The organism is Haladaptatus caseinilyticus (assembly GCF_026248685.1).
Classification (GTDB): Archaea; Halobacteriota; Halobacteria; order Halobacteriales; family Haladaptataceae; genus Haladaptatus; species Haladaptatus caseinilyticus.
Map to the genome: position 1 here is coordinate 1,869,281 of NZ_CP111036.1, position 16,412 is coordinate 1,885,692.

General features: G+C 55.2%; 18 protein-coding genes and 1 pseudogene. 7 read left to right on the forward strand and 12 right to left on the reverse strand.

Annotated elements, in window-relative coordinates:
• Positions 1-186: 186 nt before the first annotated feature.
• The 8 genes and pseudogenes from OOF89_RS10085 to OOF89_RS10120 form a co-directional block, all read right to left on the reverse strand.
• On the reverse strand, positions 187-558 hold the full coding sequence (locus tag OOF89_RS10085; protein WP_266075720.1) for a hypothetical protein: 372 nt from the start codon (positions 556-558) through the stop codon (positions 187-189).
• Between the two features lie 315 nt (positions 559-873).
• Positions 874-1,389, reverse strand: coding sequence for a DUF7261 family protein (locus tag OOF89_RS10090; RefSeq protein ID WP_266075722.1), 516 nt, complete (start codon positions 1,387-1,389; stop codon positions 874-876).
• Complete coding sequence (locus OOF89_RS10095) at positions 1,386-1,790, reverse strand: DUF7262 family protein (RefSeq protein WP_266075724.1); 405 nt, start codon at positions 1,788-1,790, stop codon at positions 1,386-1,388. The genes OOF89_RS10090 and OOF89_RS10095 overlap by 4 nt, the downstream gene beginning before the upstream one ends.
• Complete coding sequence (locus OOF89_RS10100; RefSeq protein ID WP_266075726.1) at positions 1,783-2,487, reverse strand: DUF7263 family protein; 705 nt, start codon at positions 2,485-2,487, stop codon at positions 1,783-1,785. The genes OOF89_RS10095 and OOF89_RS10100 overlap by 8 nt, the downstream gene beginning before the upstream one ends.
• Complete coding sequence (locus OOF89_RS10105) at positions 2,484-2,939, reverse strand: DUF7266 family protein (protein ID WP_266075728.1); 456 nt, start codon at positions 2,937-2,939, stop codon at positions 2,484-2,486. The genes OOF89_RS10100 and OOF89_RS10105 overlap by 4 nt, the downstream gene beginning before the upstream one ends.
• Positions 2,936-3,646 (reverse strand): DUF7289 family protein, encoded by a 711-nt coding sequence (locus OOF89_RS10110; protein ID WP_266075730.1) that lies wholly within the window; start codon positions 3,644-3,646, stop codon positions 2,936-2,938. Before OOF89_RS10110 ends, OOF89_RS10105 begins: the two co-directional genes overlap by 4 nt.
• A complete protein-coding gene (locus tag OOF89_RS10115) occupies positions 3,643-5,559 on the reverse strand; it encodes a type II secretion system F family protein (protein ID WP_266075733.1) in 1,917 nt (638 codons plus the stop codon). Before OOF89_RS10115 ends, OOF89_RS10110 begins: the two co-directional genes overlap by 4 nt.
• Positions 5,556-7,124, reverse strand: a pseudogene (locus OOF89_RS10120) (type II/IV secretion system ATPase subunit); the annotation flags it as partial. The pseudogene OOF89_RS10120 and the gene OOF89_RS10115, both read right to left, overlap by 4 nt.
• 244 nt (positions 7,125-7,368) lie before the next feature.
• Here OOF89_RS10120 and OOF89_RS10125 point away from each other — a divergent pair.
• The 6 genes from OOF89_RS10125 (at position 7,369) to OOF89_RS10150 (ending at position 11,534) form a co-directional block, all read left to right on the forward strand.
• Entirely contained in the window at positions 7,369-8,445 is a 1,077-nt protein-coding gene (locus OOF89_RS10125; protein WP_266075737.1) for a tyrosine-type recombinase/integrase, read from the forward strand.
• Between the two features lie 374 nt (positions 8,446-8,819).
• Positions 8,820-8,978 carry a hypothetical protein gene (locus OOF89_RS10130; RefSeq protein WP_266075739.1) on the forward strand — a complete coding sequence of 53 codons (159 nt, stop codon included), beginning with the start codon at positions 8,820-8,822 and terminating at the stop codon, positions 8,976-8,978.
• Positions 8,971-9,132: a hypothetical protein gene (locus tag OOF89_RS10135; RefSeq protein ID WP_266075741.1), complete on the forward strand. Its 162-nt coding sequence runs from the start codon at positions 8,971-8,973 to the stop codon at positions 9,130-9,132. The genes OOF89_RS10130 and OOF89_RS10135 overlap by 8 nt, the downstream gene beginning before the upstream one ends.
• Positions 9,125-9,436 carry a MerR family transcriptional regulator gene (locus OOF89_RS10140; RefSeq protein ID WP_266075743.1) on the forward strand — a complete coding sequence of 104 codons (312 nt, stop codon included), beginning with the start codon at positions 9,125-9,127 and terminating at the stop codon, positions 9,434-9,436. The genes OOF89_RS10135 and OOF89_RS10140 overlap by 8 nt, the downstream gene beginning before the upstream one ends.
• Before the next feature lie 2 nt (positions 9,437-9,438).
• The gene (locus OOF89_RS10145) at positions 9,439-9,723 is read left to right on the forward strand and encodes a hypothetical protein (protein WP_266075745.1); all 285 of its coding nucleotides are present in this window, start codon (positions 9,439-9,441) and stop codon (positions 9,721-9,723) included.
• Positions 9,724-10,163: 440 nt separating this feature from the next.
• Complete coding sequence (locus tag OOF89_RS10150; protein WP_266075747.1) at positions 10,164-11,534, forward strand: hypothetical protein; 1,371 nt, start codon at positions 10,164-10,166, stop codon at positions 11,532-11,534.
• Here the strand turns inward: OOF89_RS10150 and OOF89_RS24750 are convergent.
• Both OOF89_RS24750 and OOF89_RS10155 read right to left on the reverse strand, forming a co-directional pair.
• Complete coding sequence (locus OOF89_RS24750; protein ID WP_456071277.1) at positions 11,504-11,875, reverse strand: DUF7344 domain-containing protein; 372 nt, start codon at positions 11,873-11,875, stop codon at positions 11,504-11,506. The two genes, OOF89_RS10150 and OOF89_RS24750, sit on opposite strands and share 31 nt — an antisense overlap.
• Before the next feature lie 533 nt (positions 11,876-12,408).
• Entirely contained in the window at positions 12,409-13,056 is a 648-nt protein-coding gene (locus OOF89_RS10155; RefSeq protein WP_266075749.1) for a hypothetical protein, read from the reverse strand.
• Positions 13,057-13,353: 297 nt separating this feature from the next.
• Between OOF89_RS10155 and OOF89_RS10160 the strand changes: the two genes are divergently transcribed.
• Positions 13,354-13,791, forward strand: a complete 438-nt coding sequence (locus OOF89_RS10160) for a universal stress protein (RefSeq protein ID WP_266075751.1) — start codon at positions 13,354-13,356, stop codon at positions 13,789-13,791.
• Positions 13,792-13,834: 43 nt separating this feature from the next.
• Here OOF89_RS10160 and OOF89_RS10165 read toward each other — a convergent pair whose 3' ends face one another.
• Together OOF89_RS10165 and OOF89_RS10170 are read right to left on the reverse strand one after the other, a co-directional pair.
• Positions 13,835-14,878 (reverse strand): nucleoside phosphorylase-I family protein, encoded by a 1,044-nt coding sequence (locus OOF89_RS10165; RefSeq protein ID WP_266075753.1) that lies wholly within the window; start codon positions 14,876-14,878, stop codon positions 13,835-13,837.
• Positions 14,879-15,079: 201 nt separating this feature from the next.
• Positions 15,080-16,348 (reverse strand): amidohydrolase, encoded by a 1,269-nt coding sequence (locus OOF89_RS10170; RefSeq protein ID WP_266075755.1) that lies wholly within the window; start codon positions 16,346-16,348, stop codon positions 15,080-15,082.
• Between the last annotated feature and the right edge of the window lie 64 nt (positions 16,349-16,412).

Consider the following 16,412-nt stretch of genomic DNA (forward strand, 5'->3'; position numbering starts at 1 on the left):
GCTTGTTGGATGATGGTTTCACATCGAAAAATCGACACGGGCGATTTGTGTCCCTCCGGTTGTGGTTATTTAGCAATCGTATCGTTCGAATTCGGTAATCAAAGTTGTGAATGAGGAATCCCCACACTTACCATCTGTTCGAAAAAATAATACGTCTCTCAGTTCGGGATTCAACTGTCTCCGCTCTTACACAGTGATACTGAGGATTGGTGTCCGTGGCTGGTTCGGCTGTTCTGGTGCCGTCGCTGGTGGCCGTGCTGGAACATCCTCCGGTGGCTGGTTCGGCTGTTCTGGAGCAGTTACTGGCGGTTGGTTCGGCTGCTCCGGAACGTCGTCCGGTTTTTCTGGACCGTCTGTTGGTCGCTCCGGAAGGTCATCGGGTTGCTCCGGTGTTCCTCCCCACTGAACGCCGTTACATGGACTGTCCATGCCGATAACACAGACGCCCATGCGGTCTTCAGCGTTCGACGGCGGTGCATTTTGCGCTGCGACCGACCCAGCACTGCTCAGTAGAGATACACCTACGATAGCGATGATGACGAGCGTTCGTTTTTTCATACGCGCAGATTCGGTTCACAGTTGCGATTCGAATAAACGACTTCATCGTTTGTTGTAGTTCATACAGTTCGTCGTCACCTACCACGCAGACAAACGCCGCGTAAACGAACCGTATTGGGGCCCTATTTCCTCGATAGCCCCGACACGATTGCCGAACCCCGATAATCTCGACATCTATCAGAGACGTTCTATCGATCTCTCCAAGCGTCCACACGTACGACCATCGTATCCGTTGATTGACCCCGAAATTGAACCGTTCAATTCGAACGACAGGAGAAGCAGCTAAAAGGGGAGTCACTGCTTCGGAGTCCGAGGCTATCGAACATATGATACGATCGTCACCTCGTACCAGCCTCGCTCGTTCGTCACGCGTAAGTCGAATGCCACAGCGAGGACGTGCGTTTCACCACCTCGATTTTGAACGACGACCCCGCGCTCCGCTTCGCATTCGCCGAACTGTCGATTCGGCCCACTCGGGCAATTCTCCGATGTCCACTCCCGTGCTGCCGATCGATTGTACTCGACCTGATACACCGTTCCGGACTCGACCCGTGACGACCGTAAGGTGCCCAAATCCGATTCGAGGTCCGACCGAACCGATGAAACCGCGGCATCACGGTTGCGCCATCGATATGTCGCCGTAACGTCCCGCGTCGCATGGTGAACCGCCCGCGAGAGAACGCCGTCGGCGTTCTCGACCGGTTTGTCGTATTCGTCGCTCGCAGCCACATCACCGCTGTAGCCCAGTTGGAGGTACGCAAAAACGACTGGTGCGAGTGCCACGGCGACGATTGCCGCGGCCGCGAGCACGAGCTGTGCGCGATCCCTCACACGTACCACACCCAAATCGTCACGTCACCGCTCGTCGTCGTCACCGTCGAAACACCGATCGGGATACCTGCCGGTTTCCGATAGCCAACGGCACCGTGGGGGGTTTCGACTCGGAACATGAGGTTGTCCGGCAAGATTCGATCCACACGCCGTTCCAGCGCGTCTCGTTCGCGGTCGAACGACTGGGGCGAGTCGATAATTTCGGCCAACCGAGTCGTCCCCTGATGTCGCGGCGGCTCGCTCGCCAGCACGGTTCCCGCATCTTCGGCGTACAGATCGAGCTGTGCACCACGAGTGTCGGGGGATGGAACGCCGAGTGCGAATCCCATTGCAACACCGAGAATAAATATAACGCCGATACCGGCTTCCACGACCGACAACGAGAGTTGTCCTCTATTCATCGACCATCACCGCCAGCACGGCCTTTCGGGTGGTCGTCGGGTAGTACGTAACCCGGACGCTTCCGGTCGGAAGCGTGCTTCCGGACCCCTCGGTTTCGAACGCGAACCGAGTCGTTTCGAATCGCGAGAGCGATACCGAAAACGTCCCGTTGAGACCGGATTCGTTCCGCAGAACGATCCGACCGTTCGCTCGAATCGCACTCACGGTCGTTCCGGCCGGCGGTTGGACGACCAGCGTCGCGTTCGACGTACGCCTCGGCAGAGTAAACCGAGGACTGCCGGGTGAAAGTCGTGGGGTTCGCGTCACTCGCTCTCGTCGCTCGACGAGTACGACACGACGAATCGTCGGGCCACCGGTCGGATCACCCCGCTCGGCGAGGGTGGCATCGTTGAGGCCGATTCGCACGTCGTGAGTACCGATGGCCGGAAACAGCACTTTCATCCGTTTCTCGTCGAGTCTGTCGAGCTCGGCCGCAACGAGGACGTTCGACCGAACCGTCACCGGGCTTTCGTCGCTTACCATTCGTTCGCTCACCGCAACGCCGACCTGCCGAGCCGTGGCGTCCCGCTTCGAGCTGAGAAAGGCCCTGTCGGCCATTCCCACGCTCAATCCGGTTACCATCGTCAGGATGAGCAATGCAACCGCCAGTGCTGGGAGATTCATCTGCCCCCGCAGATTCGTCCGACACCCGGTCATGACTCGTCTCCCCGTTCGAGCTTTACGACGAGACCAGTCCGACCGCTGTAAATCACGACGACCGCTGGCTCGTAACTCGACCAGTTCCCACGCACCGTCGCGACGTGTGCTGGCACCGCGAGTCGCGTGCTCGTGTTCACACGTTCGTTCGGGTGAACCAGCGTGATATTTCGCCCCTTCGCTCGAACCTCGTATCCAGTTCCGCGAATCGTTTCCGGAAGTGTGACCCGCATTCGACCACGAACGGCGGTTCCGTTCGCAGGAATTGCTTGCTGTATTCGCTCTGCAGCCTTGGAAAGGACGCGATCACCGACTTCCTCCCCAACTGCGGTTCGGTAGTCGGGAACGACCCCACCGTACAGTGTCGTCGTGATCAACCCGACGTATAACAGTACCAATCCCGCTTCGAGCGTCTTTCCGATAACCGGGCTTACCGCTCGGTCGTCCATCATTGGACCTCCGTTCGCATATCGTGTACGACGAGATACGCGAACCGACGTCCGGGATATCGTGCGACGATGCTCGGAACGCCATCGTCATCGAAGTCGCGCATCGTCGTCGTGGCGTTCTGGCGCTCGAAGTATCGACGCCACGCAGTCGCCGTTTCCGTCTCGATAGCAACCCGGTACGTCCCGTTGCCGAGCGTCGTTCGAGTGTGCGTGACGTTCGTTCGAACGAGCGCAGGCGTACCGGTCTTCGAAACGACGATCCGTTCCGATGCGTTGAGTTTCACGGCACCGACGACCAACACGCCACCGTCACGGGATGCCGTTATCGGTGGGCGGGTATCTATCCGTGCGGAATCGTTCGTCCCGCGAACGACCGATCCGGCCACGTACGCGATTCGCCTATCTCCCCCCGTAAAAACCAGCGCATCGACTGAGATCGCTCGGACGACACCCGATTCGTCCACTATGCGGAGTTCACGCTCCGCGGTTTCTAACCTCCCCTTCGAAAACGAAATTCTACCGCGATGGACCCCCGTCGATTCGACTGGGGAGAACGCACGGTTCATGTCCGTCGCGACGCGAGTCGCATCGGCAGTCGCAGCATTGCTGTCGACGACCAGACCGACACTCGCGGTCAACGACGCAAGCGAGAGCACAACCGTCCCGAGGAGGAGAGCGACACCGACGACGTTCGACTGCGCACGCGTCACAACATTCCCGCCCCCGAAAAGACGAAGTACGCGATACCGACGAGTGCGGCAGAGTGGAGCAGTGCCTCGTAGAACCCTCGACCCGCATAGCCTGCGAACCAGCCACATGCAACCATCGTCGTTTGCGTGACGACGTAGAACCGCTGTCGGTCACGTGCCGGCTGCACCGCGTTCGGATCGAGTGCCAACCCCGCACTTGACGTGGACACCGCCGACAACTGCGAGAAACTATCAAGGACGTACGCGTTCACGGCGATCATGATGCCGACGACGAGCAGTGCGGTGGTCCACCCCACTACCACGTAAACCTGCATAGTAGATCGAAGCGCTTTCTTTTCGTGGTAGAGTCGGCCGATTTCGACCTGCAACGTATCGAACACGGTTTCGGTGTCGCCACCGACATCCAACGTTCCGGTGACGAGTCCGATCGTTTGGTTCGCCAACGGCGTACCGACGCTGGCGACGAATCGCGTCAGTGCATCCCGTCGAAGGTCGCCGTCGCGTGTAGTGAGGTTTGCATTGAACGCGAGGTCGTTCACGTCCTGTTGGAGCGCTCCGAGGTCGATGTCGCGCGCGACACGCTGAACTGCGGCGGAGAATGGCCGACCCAGTCCAACGTGGCCGGACACCGCATGGACGAAGTCCTTGATTTCGCGGTCTTTCGCATCATCGAGACGTGACCGCCGGACGGAGACGAGACCGACGGGGAGCGCGAACGCGACGTAAGAGAGCAATATCGTATTGGCGGGGGAGTACTCGAGCATCCAGAGCAGACCGGCGGCACAGAGTGCTATCGGAACCGCTAGTAGCACCGTGTTCGCGGGATTGACAAGAATCGTCGGGAACAGCTCGCCGACGCCTGTCGAACGGGCATATTCCGGTGATGACTGGTCGGCAGGGCGGAGCGACGCCATCACCGCTGCTGCACCCGCGCCGACGACGAGGATGAACCCACCACTGCCGTAGATGATGACCGCCCGAATCGAAAGCCAGCTGAATGGTCGTGGAGCAGGTGCGGCCATGCTGGGCGCAAGCACGCTCATCACCGTGAGAACGATAACCAGAAGCGCTGGAATGACCAGCAGAACGATGAACATCTCCGCGACCAGTTCGAGAAAGCCCTGTGCCTGGTCGCGCGAGCGTGATTGCCGATGGCTCAGCATCCGACTCTCCATGCGAAGATACTGTTCGAGTGCATCAGGGCCCTGTTCTGCGTGTTCGCGGAATTTGAGCAAGAACGGTGCGAGCACGTCCCGCGACGGCGTATCCCTGGCGACGAGCCGGAGGCCGTCGTCGATACTTCCGGTCAGGGCGGACTTGTTCAACACCTTCCGAAACGCGACGGCGGTTTCGCCGTAGGATTCCTCCCTATCGGCGACTTTCCGGAGCATCGCCAACCGGTCGTCGCTGCCCGACGAAAGAGCACGGAGATACCGAACAGCACCGGGCAAGGTTCGGTCGATGTTCGTTCGGCGCGCGCTCGCCGACCAACTGAGATAAAGTCCGCCGAACCAAATCACCGTTCGCTTTCCGAGACTGGCACAGACGACTGCGATAGCGGTCGCGGCGTACGTTCGCTGCATATTTGGCACCCGAATCCTATCGAGCACCGGTAAACCGTCGTGGAGAAATGACACCATCCCCGCGAGAACGGTGTCGGGAACCGCGACTATCAGTAAAAATATCCAACAGAACGTCGCGAGGAAAACGACCCATGAAATACCATATATTCGGGAGAGAAACACGTCGAAACTGGCGTTCACGTCGGTGGCGCGGTAGCGTTTCCGATCGTGGTCGTGGCGAGTGTGGTCAGCGTGCCGCGAGAACAGCGCGTACAGCGCGCGGTCGAAGAGACTGAGAGAACTGGAACTGTATTCGGTCGAATCGGTAGCGTGCGTTTCTGTGACCGTCATCCTCGCACCTCTCGCGAAACACGTTCCACCGTCGCCGCCTCGTTGTTCTGCAAGTCAGCAAGGAACGAAAACAGCTCCTCGAAGTCCGTCATCCCCTCCCGCTCTAAATACTGCACGTAGCCGTGTTTGCGGTGGAACTCGGCTTCGATATCTTCGATACTTCTGTCGGTACGGTTGGCGAGCCGGTGGAAGAACTGAAATCCGAGTTCGCGCTCTTCGTCGCCGAGTTGTGGATGATCGTACTCGATCTGGAAGGTTCCGTCGTGGTCACGCCACACGATGGTGTTCCAGTGAATCGTGGTCTCATCCTTGTGAATTACTCCACAACGGCCGTCTAAATCGGCGAACTCGTCTTCGCTCACCAACTCCACGATTTCGCCGACGTATCGCTCGCCATCTACGTATCGGGGGAAAACAACGAGGTCGATCTCCCGCAAGAGGTAGGACGGAAGGCCCTGCTCTATGACGCGGTTGACGAGTTTCTCGATGTTTTCGGCGTGTGTCGTCCCGAGGAGTCCATGGCCCGTGTTCAGCGATTCTGCGAACGTCTGGAACGAGGCAGGCGAGTTGATTTCGGCGATGACCTCCACGTCCGGATTGAGATAGTTACATTCGGTCATCAAATCGGCCATCGTCACCCGTTTGTAGTCGCTCTCGTGGTCACGAGTTGTAAGCGAAACGCCGGTTTCGTGCGGTAAACGATCCTCACGCGACCCTTCGTCGATACTGATTGGGCGGTCGCGGTACGGGATGAACGGCATATGCGCGTTCATCAACGTCGTCTTTCCGACTCCCGTTTGTCCGGAAAACAGCGCGACGCCGTGGTGTTCGTACAACTGCCAGAGCAAGGTGACGATTTCCGTGGAGAGGCTGCCGCCGTCGAGCAGATCGACGGGCGTCATCGTGTCGGGCGCCTGTTTTCGAATCGAGATATGAGGGCCGCCCTCCGAAATAACGGGGAGGGCAACCGCACAGCGGATCGTCTCCTCGTCCGGCACGCCGTCGGGCGAGAGGTTCACCTTCGCACTCGGATTGCTCGCGTTGAGTTCCACGCCGTCGGAGGCAGCCATCTGTGTAACGACGTTGACGAACGCCGATTCGTCCTCGAAGGCGAGGTTGGTCGGAATGCGCTCGCCGTGACCGATAGCACGACCGCGCGGAACGACTTTGATTCGCTCGCCGACGCGATTGGCTTCGATGTCCTCCAACAGACCATCCCGAATCGGGATGGTCAACTTGCCGTGCCCGACGTAGTCGCGGAGCACGTAATAAACCAGATCCGAAAGTCGGTCGTCCGAAAACCGGTGATCGACTGGTGGTATGGCGAGGTCGTACTCGGCGAGCGCGGTTCGGACACGATACTGTACCGCATCGAGCCACGCTCGAGTATTTCGTGCCGTGAGCCGCCGTGAAAGGAACTGCTGGGCACGTTCGCGGACGAACGCCGAACGGTCGTCAACGACGCCCCCGACGTTCGTCTCCCAGATGCGTTCCTTACATTCCTCGATGAGTCGGTCGTCGTCCGGCAGAAGGTTGGGTTCGATGACGGCGTACTTCGTCGCGAAATGCCCGGTAAACGTTTCACGACGAAATTGGTGAAAAAAGAAAGCAAGCGGCAACCCGGTGAGACGAAAATGTTGGAGAATGTGAGTGAATTTGCCGGACGATGTTGCCGGTACAGGGGTGAGAATAGGCGCATGTTGCCGATAACCCAATGCTCATACCACAACCCATAGACCCAATATGGTTAATAAGGCTACTGACGACGCTCATAATCAAACCACGGCGGCTTTCGCAGGAAACACAGATATGAACGCTCAAACACCTGCGAACGGAGTACAGCACGAGGTACCGATTCGGCAAGCATTCACCGACTTTATAAGGGATATGGAGTCACAAATGGCGTATGCCACTGTGATGAACAAAAAGAACGTTTGTAGGCAGTTTACTGAGTGGGTCGAAGACTTAGAGGACTGTACGCTGGCTACACTGTCGGGGTACCACCTCGGTCAGTTCAGTGCGTACCTGCGTGACGATAAAGACTTGAAGGATATTACACGCAAGCAGTACCTCTGTGAAGTCCGTACGTTCCTAACATGGTGCGAGAACAAGGAGATTGCACGAACGGGGATTAGCGACCGTATAGAGCTACCACAGCTTACCAAAGACGACATTCGTTCAGACGCGAAAATCAAACCCGACCGGGTACGGTCAGTTCTCGCGTATCTGGATAAGTACCGTCATGCTCGAAAAGAACACGTGTGGATACACTTGCTATTCAAAACAGGCGCGAGAATGTCTGCAATTCGTCATTTGGACTTGCGGCACGTCCATCTTGACCGGGGGCGTCCATATCTCGAATTAACCCACCGTCCCGAGAAAGGAATGCCACTTAAGAACGGTAACAAGGACGCGAAGAACGCTGAGAGACCAATCCTCATATCTGAGGATACCGCAACCCTGCTACGCGAGTATATCCAACACAACCGACACAACGTAACCGAAACAATCGAGAAAGAGGATGGTCAGACGGTCGAACTAAACCCATTATTGACAACAAGATACGGTCGATGGTCGCATTCCTCCACCCAAGACGTAGTGTATCAGTGGACGTGTCCTGCGGCAACTGGAGGAGAGTGTGAGGTACACGGCACGGAAATACCTTCCCGTGACGACGCTCACGACTGCCGCAAGTACGAAGGACACAGTGTTTCGCCACATAAACTGCGTGCCGCAAGTATCGTTCATCACCGGAACCGTGGTATAAGTGTCGAAACTGTGTCTGAAAAGATGAATGTGAGTATCCCGGTTATTAAAACACACTATGATAAACCTTCGACATCAGACCGGCTTGACCGACAGGCTGGAATCATAGATAAACTGTAGTCTCTCGTCCTACCCACCCTGCCTATGTTCGTTACTTAAACCGAAGCTATCTCTTATTACTTAAACTAACCGAAAGACTTAAATAGTAGTAGGTATATTGTCTGTGTGTAGGATATATAAGTCCTACAATCAATGTTGTTCGACATATCCCTCAATTTGGGATAGTAGAGCGGTCAATCCGCTCGCCCTCTACGGGTTTTGAACGACAATCTGACGAATCTCGAAAGTTCATCTTTCGGAATTGTTACGTTATCGTTGCGGGAGCTAATCCCCCGTATTAATAGGTTAGCGGCGGTTTCCGGCAGGTTCCCGACCTTCTTGAAATTAACCTGTCATCTTAACAATCATATAGGTGATATATTATGTCAAACAAAATGCCAATCTGGTTCGAGCCAGAACAGCGAGAAGATGTTTTTGAAGTTATTTCCAAGCGTTTCGGCGAACGGTCGAAGAATGGAGTAGCTGACGGTCGTGCAGTTAGAGAAATTATTAAAGAATACGACGAGATTGTGGGAGGTGAGAGATATGACTGAGATTTTAAATGTAGAACTGACAGATGAGCAAAAGCGACACATCCAAAGACGCAAGCAGGAGTCGGGAGATTCCATGAACACGACAGTGTTCTTACAAAATGAATATATCCCGCAACTCATTGAGCAGGATATGGAGAGTGACGACGATGGGTAATGAATCTGTCACTATCGCCATTGACGACGAAACCGGCGAGCGACTTCGAGCAGTAAAGGAACTGCTGTTTGACGACGACGATAGTCACTCATATCAAGAAACAGTCAAACGACTTGCCACCCTTCGACTTGAGGAGGAGGAGCAACGAGTGCAGGCCATATCGGAAGCACAAGAGCGTATGAGCGATAGTTTCGGCGATTCTGTTGAGAACTACACATCTTCGGATGAATGCCGCTCACAGGACAGTGAGGTAGCTTCTAAGCAAGCTGAAGTGGCGGATAAGATGTTTAACAAAGGTGACTAAGCATGCAGGGACAAAGTGTAGGTACAATCACTGTTCCGATGGATGTGTATAATGCCCTAAGACGAGCAGACGCTAATGGAGGGTTAGAGCATCTGTCAGATAGATATGAAAAAGAAATTGCTAAGTCCGATATGCAATTGTGGGTTCTCCAAGCAATAGCTGAGAAATCTAAAGAACTTGAGGGAATTGACGCAAGTGGTGACGTTATGGCAGACGTAGACGGTACGATTATCGAAATCGGTCAAGACCGTGACGACGAAGGTAACTTCGTTTCCCGATTCCGTTAAACTCACGCCAGCTAAGTCCTTAGACCACTGTTTAGGGTTTTATTTTCGGTTCAATCTCCCATTGTTTAGGAGCTTCAGTTTGTTTTTCTCCGATTCGTAAGAATCCACGCCATCTAAGGCTTCAGCCTGACGTTCTCACTTCGGCTAAAATCGGCTTCATGAGCTAATTCCCAGCATAGCGATATGGCGCATATCTTATCATTTTGGCAAGTATTTTTGTTGAAACAGTAAATATATCTAACATACGGCAACGGAAAGACTTAAGTAGTAGGAGCTACAATACTATTTAAAGATAACCAATACCGAAAATCATGAATGGCGGTCGTCCAGTCAGTCGAACAACCTTACTCGTTCCCACGCGAGCTACAGTATAAACAACTCACTCATTATACTTAAAGGTTTCGATTTTCTATCGGTTGTCATTCATGTAGGATATAAACATGAATGGAATACAAACATCTCAATCTACGACTTTAAGTACTACACAAACAACCGACAACGCGGCCCCGGAGCGCGCCTGTGTTCACTCCTTTGGCGAGGATGGAACAGATGACAAGAGGATTATACGTCTTGTAGCAGACTGTGCTGGCTATCTCGGCAAAGAGGCTGGCGATACTGTACCTGTAAACGAGGTAAGACTACAAGCAGAAGCGAACGGCTACACCGAAGACGAGTTTTATCAAATCCTTGATGAATCGGGGGCTATCGGCAAGGATAGATTCGTCGTACCTGAACGTGATGGGTCTATCTTTGGTGAGCTTTGGGAACCACATACGACATTCTTCGAGAAAGCACAGGCAGACGCACGAGGAGAACCACAGGCACAGTATCGGGAGAATACACCACGAAAGTATCCGAACTGCCTACCACCGGCTAATCCTTATAAAATCACTTCGCGCCTAAACGGATACACTTGGGTTCAGGCAAGTAACGGCTATCTCAAGATGGATAAAGACGTGCACACTCAACAATCTGTCAAAAGACGCCATGGCCGAACCAAGGATGTTGAACGATACTGCATAGAGAACTTCGAGAATCTAACTACAGTCTGGCTTACATTCAAGATACCCGAAAAGACAGTTGGCGGAAGCTGGCGGAATCCGATTGCACATATTCGGGAGTTTGAGCAAGGATATGACTCGGTTTACAGTAGTCTCTATCATCGTCTCAAGACACGCGACGACTACGAGTATGCAGGTGTCAGATTGTTCGCTTCCCGTCGAACTGGATACACGCATATGCACGTCGCTCTTTGGGTAAACGCGGAGCTATCCCGCGAATACTTTGAGCCTGTAGTTGACAACTTTGTGAACAATGCACAGACTGCAACGATGGAAGATAACCCGTATGACAAAGCCATTCGTATTCGTAATGTCAGTGATTCGGATGTTCAATTAGAGCAATCGGGCAATACGGACGTTGACAGAAAACGAGGAGCTACGACGAAACTCCCATCCGAAGTAAGTGGAAATCTTGATGTACTCAATAGGTATGAGGATACGACCGATTCACCTTCTGCCGAACTGCTACACGCTACTGCGCTCTTTGAGGCTGGCAAGAAGGCATGGAATCCCTTCGGGAGCTTTAACGAGATTGCTGATGGGATGAATACCTTCACGCGGAAGGCAGAAAGGGATGCGAAAAACTCGGACTGCCTACCACCGTCTGATCTTTCTAAAGAGATTAGCAGTGATTGTTTGATAGACTACTGTAATCTGAATGACTTGCTCTCACAAATCTCCCCGGCCAGCATACCACCGGCTAATGTTTCAAAGCCTATTCAGTCCTCTAAACTCTCGCCCTTCGACTGACCCCCATCATTTCGTATGGAGCTTTGGGTAGTATTGTATTCTCGCGCAAGAGCGAGATGTTCGCCTAACGGTTCGTGCTCAAAGTATCGAACCATCTCGGTACGAGGGTCGTATTCAACGACTCCGTTATCCCGCAACTTCGGAAGATGAACATGCCGTATCTCCGTCTCAATCGACTGGCGCGGGGTTTCTACAACTTCCGAGACTTCAGAGATAAGCGTCTCAAGCGAGACTGCCGAATCGTCGGTTTGGTGCAGTTCGTTAAGGATGCACCGACGTTGGTCGTTTCTCAAAAGGTCAAAGGTAGTGTTTAGGTCAAGATATAATGATTCTTTACTCATTGGGCAGACAGATGGGAGTCACGGGGATAAGTGATGGGGATACATTCAGTTCTATAGCTACCCCATTTGTGGCACGTTCACCCCCGGAGTTGCGTTGTCAAAACACCCTTGCAAACCGCTCATTAATATTCTTATCAGAAGTCTAACTTTTCCTTGATTCTGGGCACTATCTGCTCACTCGTATTTTTTCGAGGCAGACCAGATAATATACGCTTAGCTCAAGGGGAGGTATGGTACTCATTAACAAAGGACAAATACTCTACGCTCAACAGGGTGGTCTCTAAAGTTCGCTGGGGGTTGGTTGGTTGGTGCTTGCAAATGCAGGCTATAAAAATTCTTTGATTCGTCCGATGAAATAAATTCCTCTTGCTCGAAAGAGGGTGCTTGCATTAGCAAACTTCAAATGGGGACTGAGGTGATAATTATGCTGGTAGATTATCTAATCTAATCCCATGCACAATAGTTAAGTTCTTGCCGCCCGTTGCTACTTTTACGAAAGCCCACACGGTAGGTACGTGTGCGCGTCAGTCCTATCACTTCGTCGCGAAGGAGTCGGTACCGAGCAGGTGTTCCCGATAGATGACGACCGGTATCCGAAAGCTTCCGAAGGTGACTGTATGCGTTTCGACGCGTTCACTTGCGAACCGTGCGAGATAGTCCGCGTCCGCCGAAAGCTCGGTGTCGGCGGGCGCGTAGTTTTCGGTGTGGACGACGAGCCGGTCGCCCGCCGCGTCGGCGACTTCAATGTGGTCGTCCAACGCGAGCGGTGTCAATTTCCCGAGGCAGAGCAGTTCTGCCAGCGCGTGGTACTCGACGCGCCGCCGCCCGTCCGGGGAGAGGTCGGTGAGCCGGTCGATGGCACGTCGGTATTTCGGGTCGAACCCGCGTTCGACGCACTCCACTGCACCTTCGCGCGTCAGCGGACGGCGGAGATTTGCGGTGGCAAAATGCTCTCGGATTCGAACGAGAGCACGTTCATCGCGTGCGCCGAGTACGGGAGTTCGAACGTCGTAGTGAAAATCGTCGTCCTTCTCCCGAATCGTGGCGACGACGCCGGGATGGAGTTCGCGCTGGTCGCGCACGTCGGGGGCGTACCACGCCTCGGGGTCGTCCGGGGGAATCGGCGGCGGGACGATACTGGTGGCAGGTGAACTAGTCGTTGCCGTATCGAGTGGAGACATCTCGGTTACGCCATGGTGGTTTGTTTCTTCAATTTAAACTTTCGGAAACCATATCAATGCATAATTATATCAACAACATGGTGTATTGTACGCCAGGCGTATTTGCTGAATTACTGCCTCAACCGGCTACGGCCGAAACGACGACAGTGACATGGGTGAGGAACTTTCGCTGGCGTTTCATTATACTATTATCGAATCGCGACGTTCGCCCGTGGTCTTTCGATCGGACATTTTTCAGCAATTGTATCAGGTTTATTATTATTCTCTTATTCTCATCCCTCACGTACTGTTCTCGCGATGTACGAAAACATCCTGATACCGACGGACGGGAGCGAATCAGCATCGAAAGCGGTAGCGGAAGCTATCAGATTGGCGGACGTCTTCGATGCGACGCTCCACACCATCTACGTGGTTGACCTCGGTGAGATCGGGATTGAAACGTACGAGGGTGCGGTTCTAAACAATCTCGAAGAGGTGGGGGAAAACGCGGTTGCAAAGGTGCTCGAACAGGCGGCGGACGCGGGTGTCGAAGTGAACAGCGAAGTCGTTACCGGTGGACATCCCTATCGTGGAATCCTCGACTACGTGGACGACCACGACATCGACCTCATCGTGATGGGTACCCACGGGCGACGGGGGCTCAACCGGTATCTCCTCGGCAGCGTCACCGAGCGAGTCGTACGCTCGGCCACCGTCCCGGTGCTGACGATTCGCGACGGAAACAACGCTACGTGATGGGACCGGGACGTGTCCGGATTTCCCACTGGGGCGGTTGCCGTCAGAAGCGCCGTGTCTCCCAGTGGTTCCAGTTCTCGACGAGTTCATCGACCAGTTCCGATCCGACTCGATAGACGTTCGTCACGCTGGGGCGGAAACCACCGGAATCCGCGGCGAGGCTCTCCTGTACCGTCTGACACTGATGTGGCTGGTCGAAGTTCGAGACGCTTCGGAGACTGACGTAGCGGTCCAAATGCCCGAACCGGTCGAGAACGCGTGCGGTCGCGAAGTCCTCCATTTCGGTAGTGGCGTAGGTACTCACGCCGTACTCCTCGGCGATGTGCGCGGCTTGGTCGGAGAACGTGGAGCCGTGCCAGTACGTATCGCCGCACATCGTCGTTCCGACGCCGACGAACGGGTCCGATTGAGCTGTTTCTTGCGAATACAGCTTTCGGTACTCCTTCGCGCGCTCCGAATCGGTCAGCGAGACGCGTTTTCCGAGCCGGTGTGCAGTTTTCACGAGTCCGTCGTTCAACTCGTAGGCGTGATCGGGGCGATGCGGACGAAACATCATCGCGTGTGGGTCGGCTTCACCATCCGAACGTGACCAGCGATGTACCAAATCCCAATCGGCGACACCGTCGCTCACGAACACCGACCCGAGCGTTCCGACATCCGGTGGCGAACCGGCGATGCCAGCGGTAACGAAATAGGCGTTCTCGAAGTCGAATTCGGGTGATCGGAGTATCGCGGTCAACGACGAGGCGGCGTTCGTCTTTCCGATTCCGACGACGGTTCCGGCGACACCGTCGTCGTTGTGATACACCGGTGCGAACGCTCCGGGAACGTCCACGGTGTGGGTCAAGTCGTAGTTCTGGTACCACAACTGAAACTCACCGGGCGCGTCGGTCGTACCCTCTCGCTTTTTCAGATCCGCGACTTCGAACGCCGCGATGACGAAAACGTTTACATCGACTTGATCGGTCGCCGCCTCCGGAGACGTGTCCGTCTCTCCCGTCGCGCTACCTGCAAAGCCTGCACCGAGGGTTGCACCGGTCGCCTTGAGGAACTGTCGCCGAATCATCGCGTTCCGCTTTTGTACCATATCGGTGATCTCAGATTCATGCCCTTCAAGATATCGAATTAAACGCAACTATATGCATATTCTTGTGTTGAATCCATATGTTATATGCAAATTCTTGTATGCTATCGGGGTCGGTCGTTGCGGCTGTCCGTTCGAAATCGAACGGCCAACAGAACCGAATCACGTCGGTGCATACTCCTCGAAGGCCTCCTTCGACACGCTCTACAGCCGACGAACCGTTTCGGAAACGACATCGACGCCGATAGGGAGCGACTCCTCCTCGATGTCGAATCGAGCAGTGTGGTGACCGTAGGGGTTGCTCGCGCCGATTCCGACGTAGGTCGCTTGGCCACCGTTCTCCTGCACGCGCCGGATGAGATAGGAGGCGTCTTCGCTCCCGGCCATGTCATCGCAGGCGACGATTTCGTCCACGCCGTCGACGTCCCGGGCCGCGTTCGCGACTGCCTCAGCGATGTCGGTATCGGCGGCGAACGTCGTCGTCTTTCCATACAGTCCCGTTTGTACGTCCACATCGTGCATGTCCGCTGCCGCGGAGACCACCCGTCGCGCTCGTTCGAGCATGGAGTCGTTGAGGTCGGCGGAATCGCCGCGAACCTCGACGCGCATCTCGACGTGTTCCGGGATGATGTTTTGTGGATTCGGTGACCGAACCTGCCCGACGTTGATTCGCGTGACACCGTCGCTGTGTCGCGGCAATCCGTAGAGGTTTTGTATCGCGGCTGCGGCCGCCTGAAGCGCGTTTCGACCTTCTTCGGGTGCGCCGCCCGCGTGGCTTGGCTCCCCGTGGAACGTCACGTCCAGTTTCGCGTTCGAGAGCGGGTGTTCGAACGCCGCGACGACGGTTCCCGTCTCGATACCGAGCCCGAGATGGATCGCGACGAGGTGTTCGACGTCGTTCAGATGGGCCGTTTCGCTCATCGGGAGACCACCGCGGCCGCCCTCCTCTGCGGGTTGGAAGAACAGCTTCAGCGTTCCATCGAACCCTCCGCCTCGGTCGAGTTCGCGTGCGACACCGACGCCGATGGCGGTGTGGCCATCGTGACCGCAGGCGTGCATCTCGTTGGGATGTGTGCTGACGAACCCCTCGTCGACGGGTCGATGGTCGTCGTCCTGCGCTTCGGTTCGTTCGAGAGCGTCCATATCGACACGGACACCGACAACGGGCCCGGTGCCGTCACCATAGGTTTTGCTGGCGACGAGCCCGGTGATACCGTCCATTCGTTCGAGATACTCCTCGGGTGCGCCTTCCCGTCGCGCTCGTTCGACGGCGGCGAGCAGCTCGTCCTCCGGTGGAACGCCGAGCCGTTCGTCGGGAGCAACTGCCTCGTCTCCGAGGTGGAGCGTGAAGTCGCGTTCCGCGAGTTCGTCGGCGACGAGCGCGGTCGTTCGAAACTCCTTCCACCCGGCTTCCGGATAGGCGTGAAGGTCTCGACGTAAGTCCACTACCGATCGATTGTCACTATCTGACACAGGGGGCAAACGGCCGAGTGTGAACAAAACACTATGGATTGCGGTAACGCGTGTCCGCTTGATT

Coding starts and splice junctions, on each gene's coding strand:
- OOF89_RS10145 (WP_266075745.1), top strand. CDS start 9,439: ATGCAGGGACAAAGTGTAGGTACAATCACTGTTCCGATGGATGTGTAT.
- OOF89_RS10100 (WP_266075726.1), bottom strand. CDS start 2,487: ATGACCGGGTGTCGGACGAATCTGCGGGGGCAGATGAATCTCCCAGCA.
- OOF89_RS10165 (WP_266075753.1), bottom strand. CDS start 14,878: ATGGTACAAAAGCGGAACGCGATGATTCGGCGACAGTTCCTCAAGGCG.
- OOF89_RS10140 (WP_266075743.1), top strand. CDS start 9,125: ATGGGTAATGAATCTGTCACTATCGCCATTGACGACGAAACCGGCGAG.
- OOF89_RS24750 (WP_456071277.1), bottom strand. CDS start 11,875: ATGAGTAAAGAATCATTATATCTTGACCTAAACACTACCTTTGACCTT.
- OOF89_RS10130 (WP_266075739.1), top strand. CDS start 8,820: ATGCCAATCTGGTTCGAGCCAGAACAGCGAGAAGATGTTTTTGAAGTT.
- OOF89_RS10150 (WP_266075747.1), top strand. CDS start 10,164: ATGAATGGAATACAAACATCTCAATCTACGACTTTAAGTACTACACAA.
- OOF89_RS10135 (WP_266075741.1), top strand. CDS start 8,971: ATGACTGAGATTTTAAATGTAGAACTGACAGATGAGCAAAAGCGACAC.
- OOF89_RS10115 (WP_266075733.1), bottom strand. CDS start 5,559: ATGACGGTCACAGAAACGCACGCTACCGATTCGACCGAATACAGTTCC.
- OOF89_RS10105 (WP_266075728.1), bottom strand. CDS start 2,939: ATGATGGACGACCGAGCGGTAAGCCCGGTTATCGGAAAGACGCTCGAA.
- OOF89_RS10085 (WP_266075720.1), bottom strand. CDS start 558: ATGAAAAAACGAACGCTCGTCATCATCGCTATCGTAGGTGTATCTCTA.
- OOF89_RS10160 (WP_266075751.1), top strand. CDS start 13,354: ATGTACGAAAACATCCTGATACCGACGGACGGGAGCGAATCAGCATCG.
- OOF89_RS10095 (WP_266075724.1), bottom strand. CDS start 1,790: ATGAATAGAGGACAACTCTCGTTGTCGGTCGTGGAAGCCGGTATCGGC.
- OOF89_RS10155 (WP_266075749.1), bottom strand. CDS start 13,056: ATGTCTCCACTCGATACGGCAACGACTAGTTCACCTGCCACCAGTATC.
- OOF89_RS10125 (WP_266075737.1), top strand. CDS start 7,369: ATGAACGCTCAAACACCTGCGAACGGAGTACAGCACGAGGTACCGATT.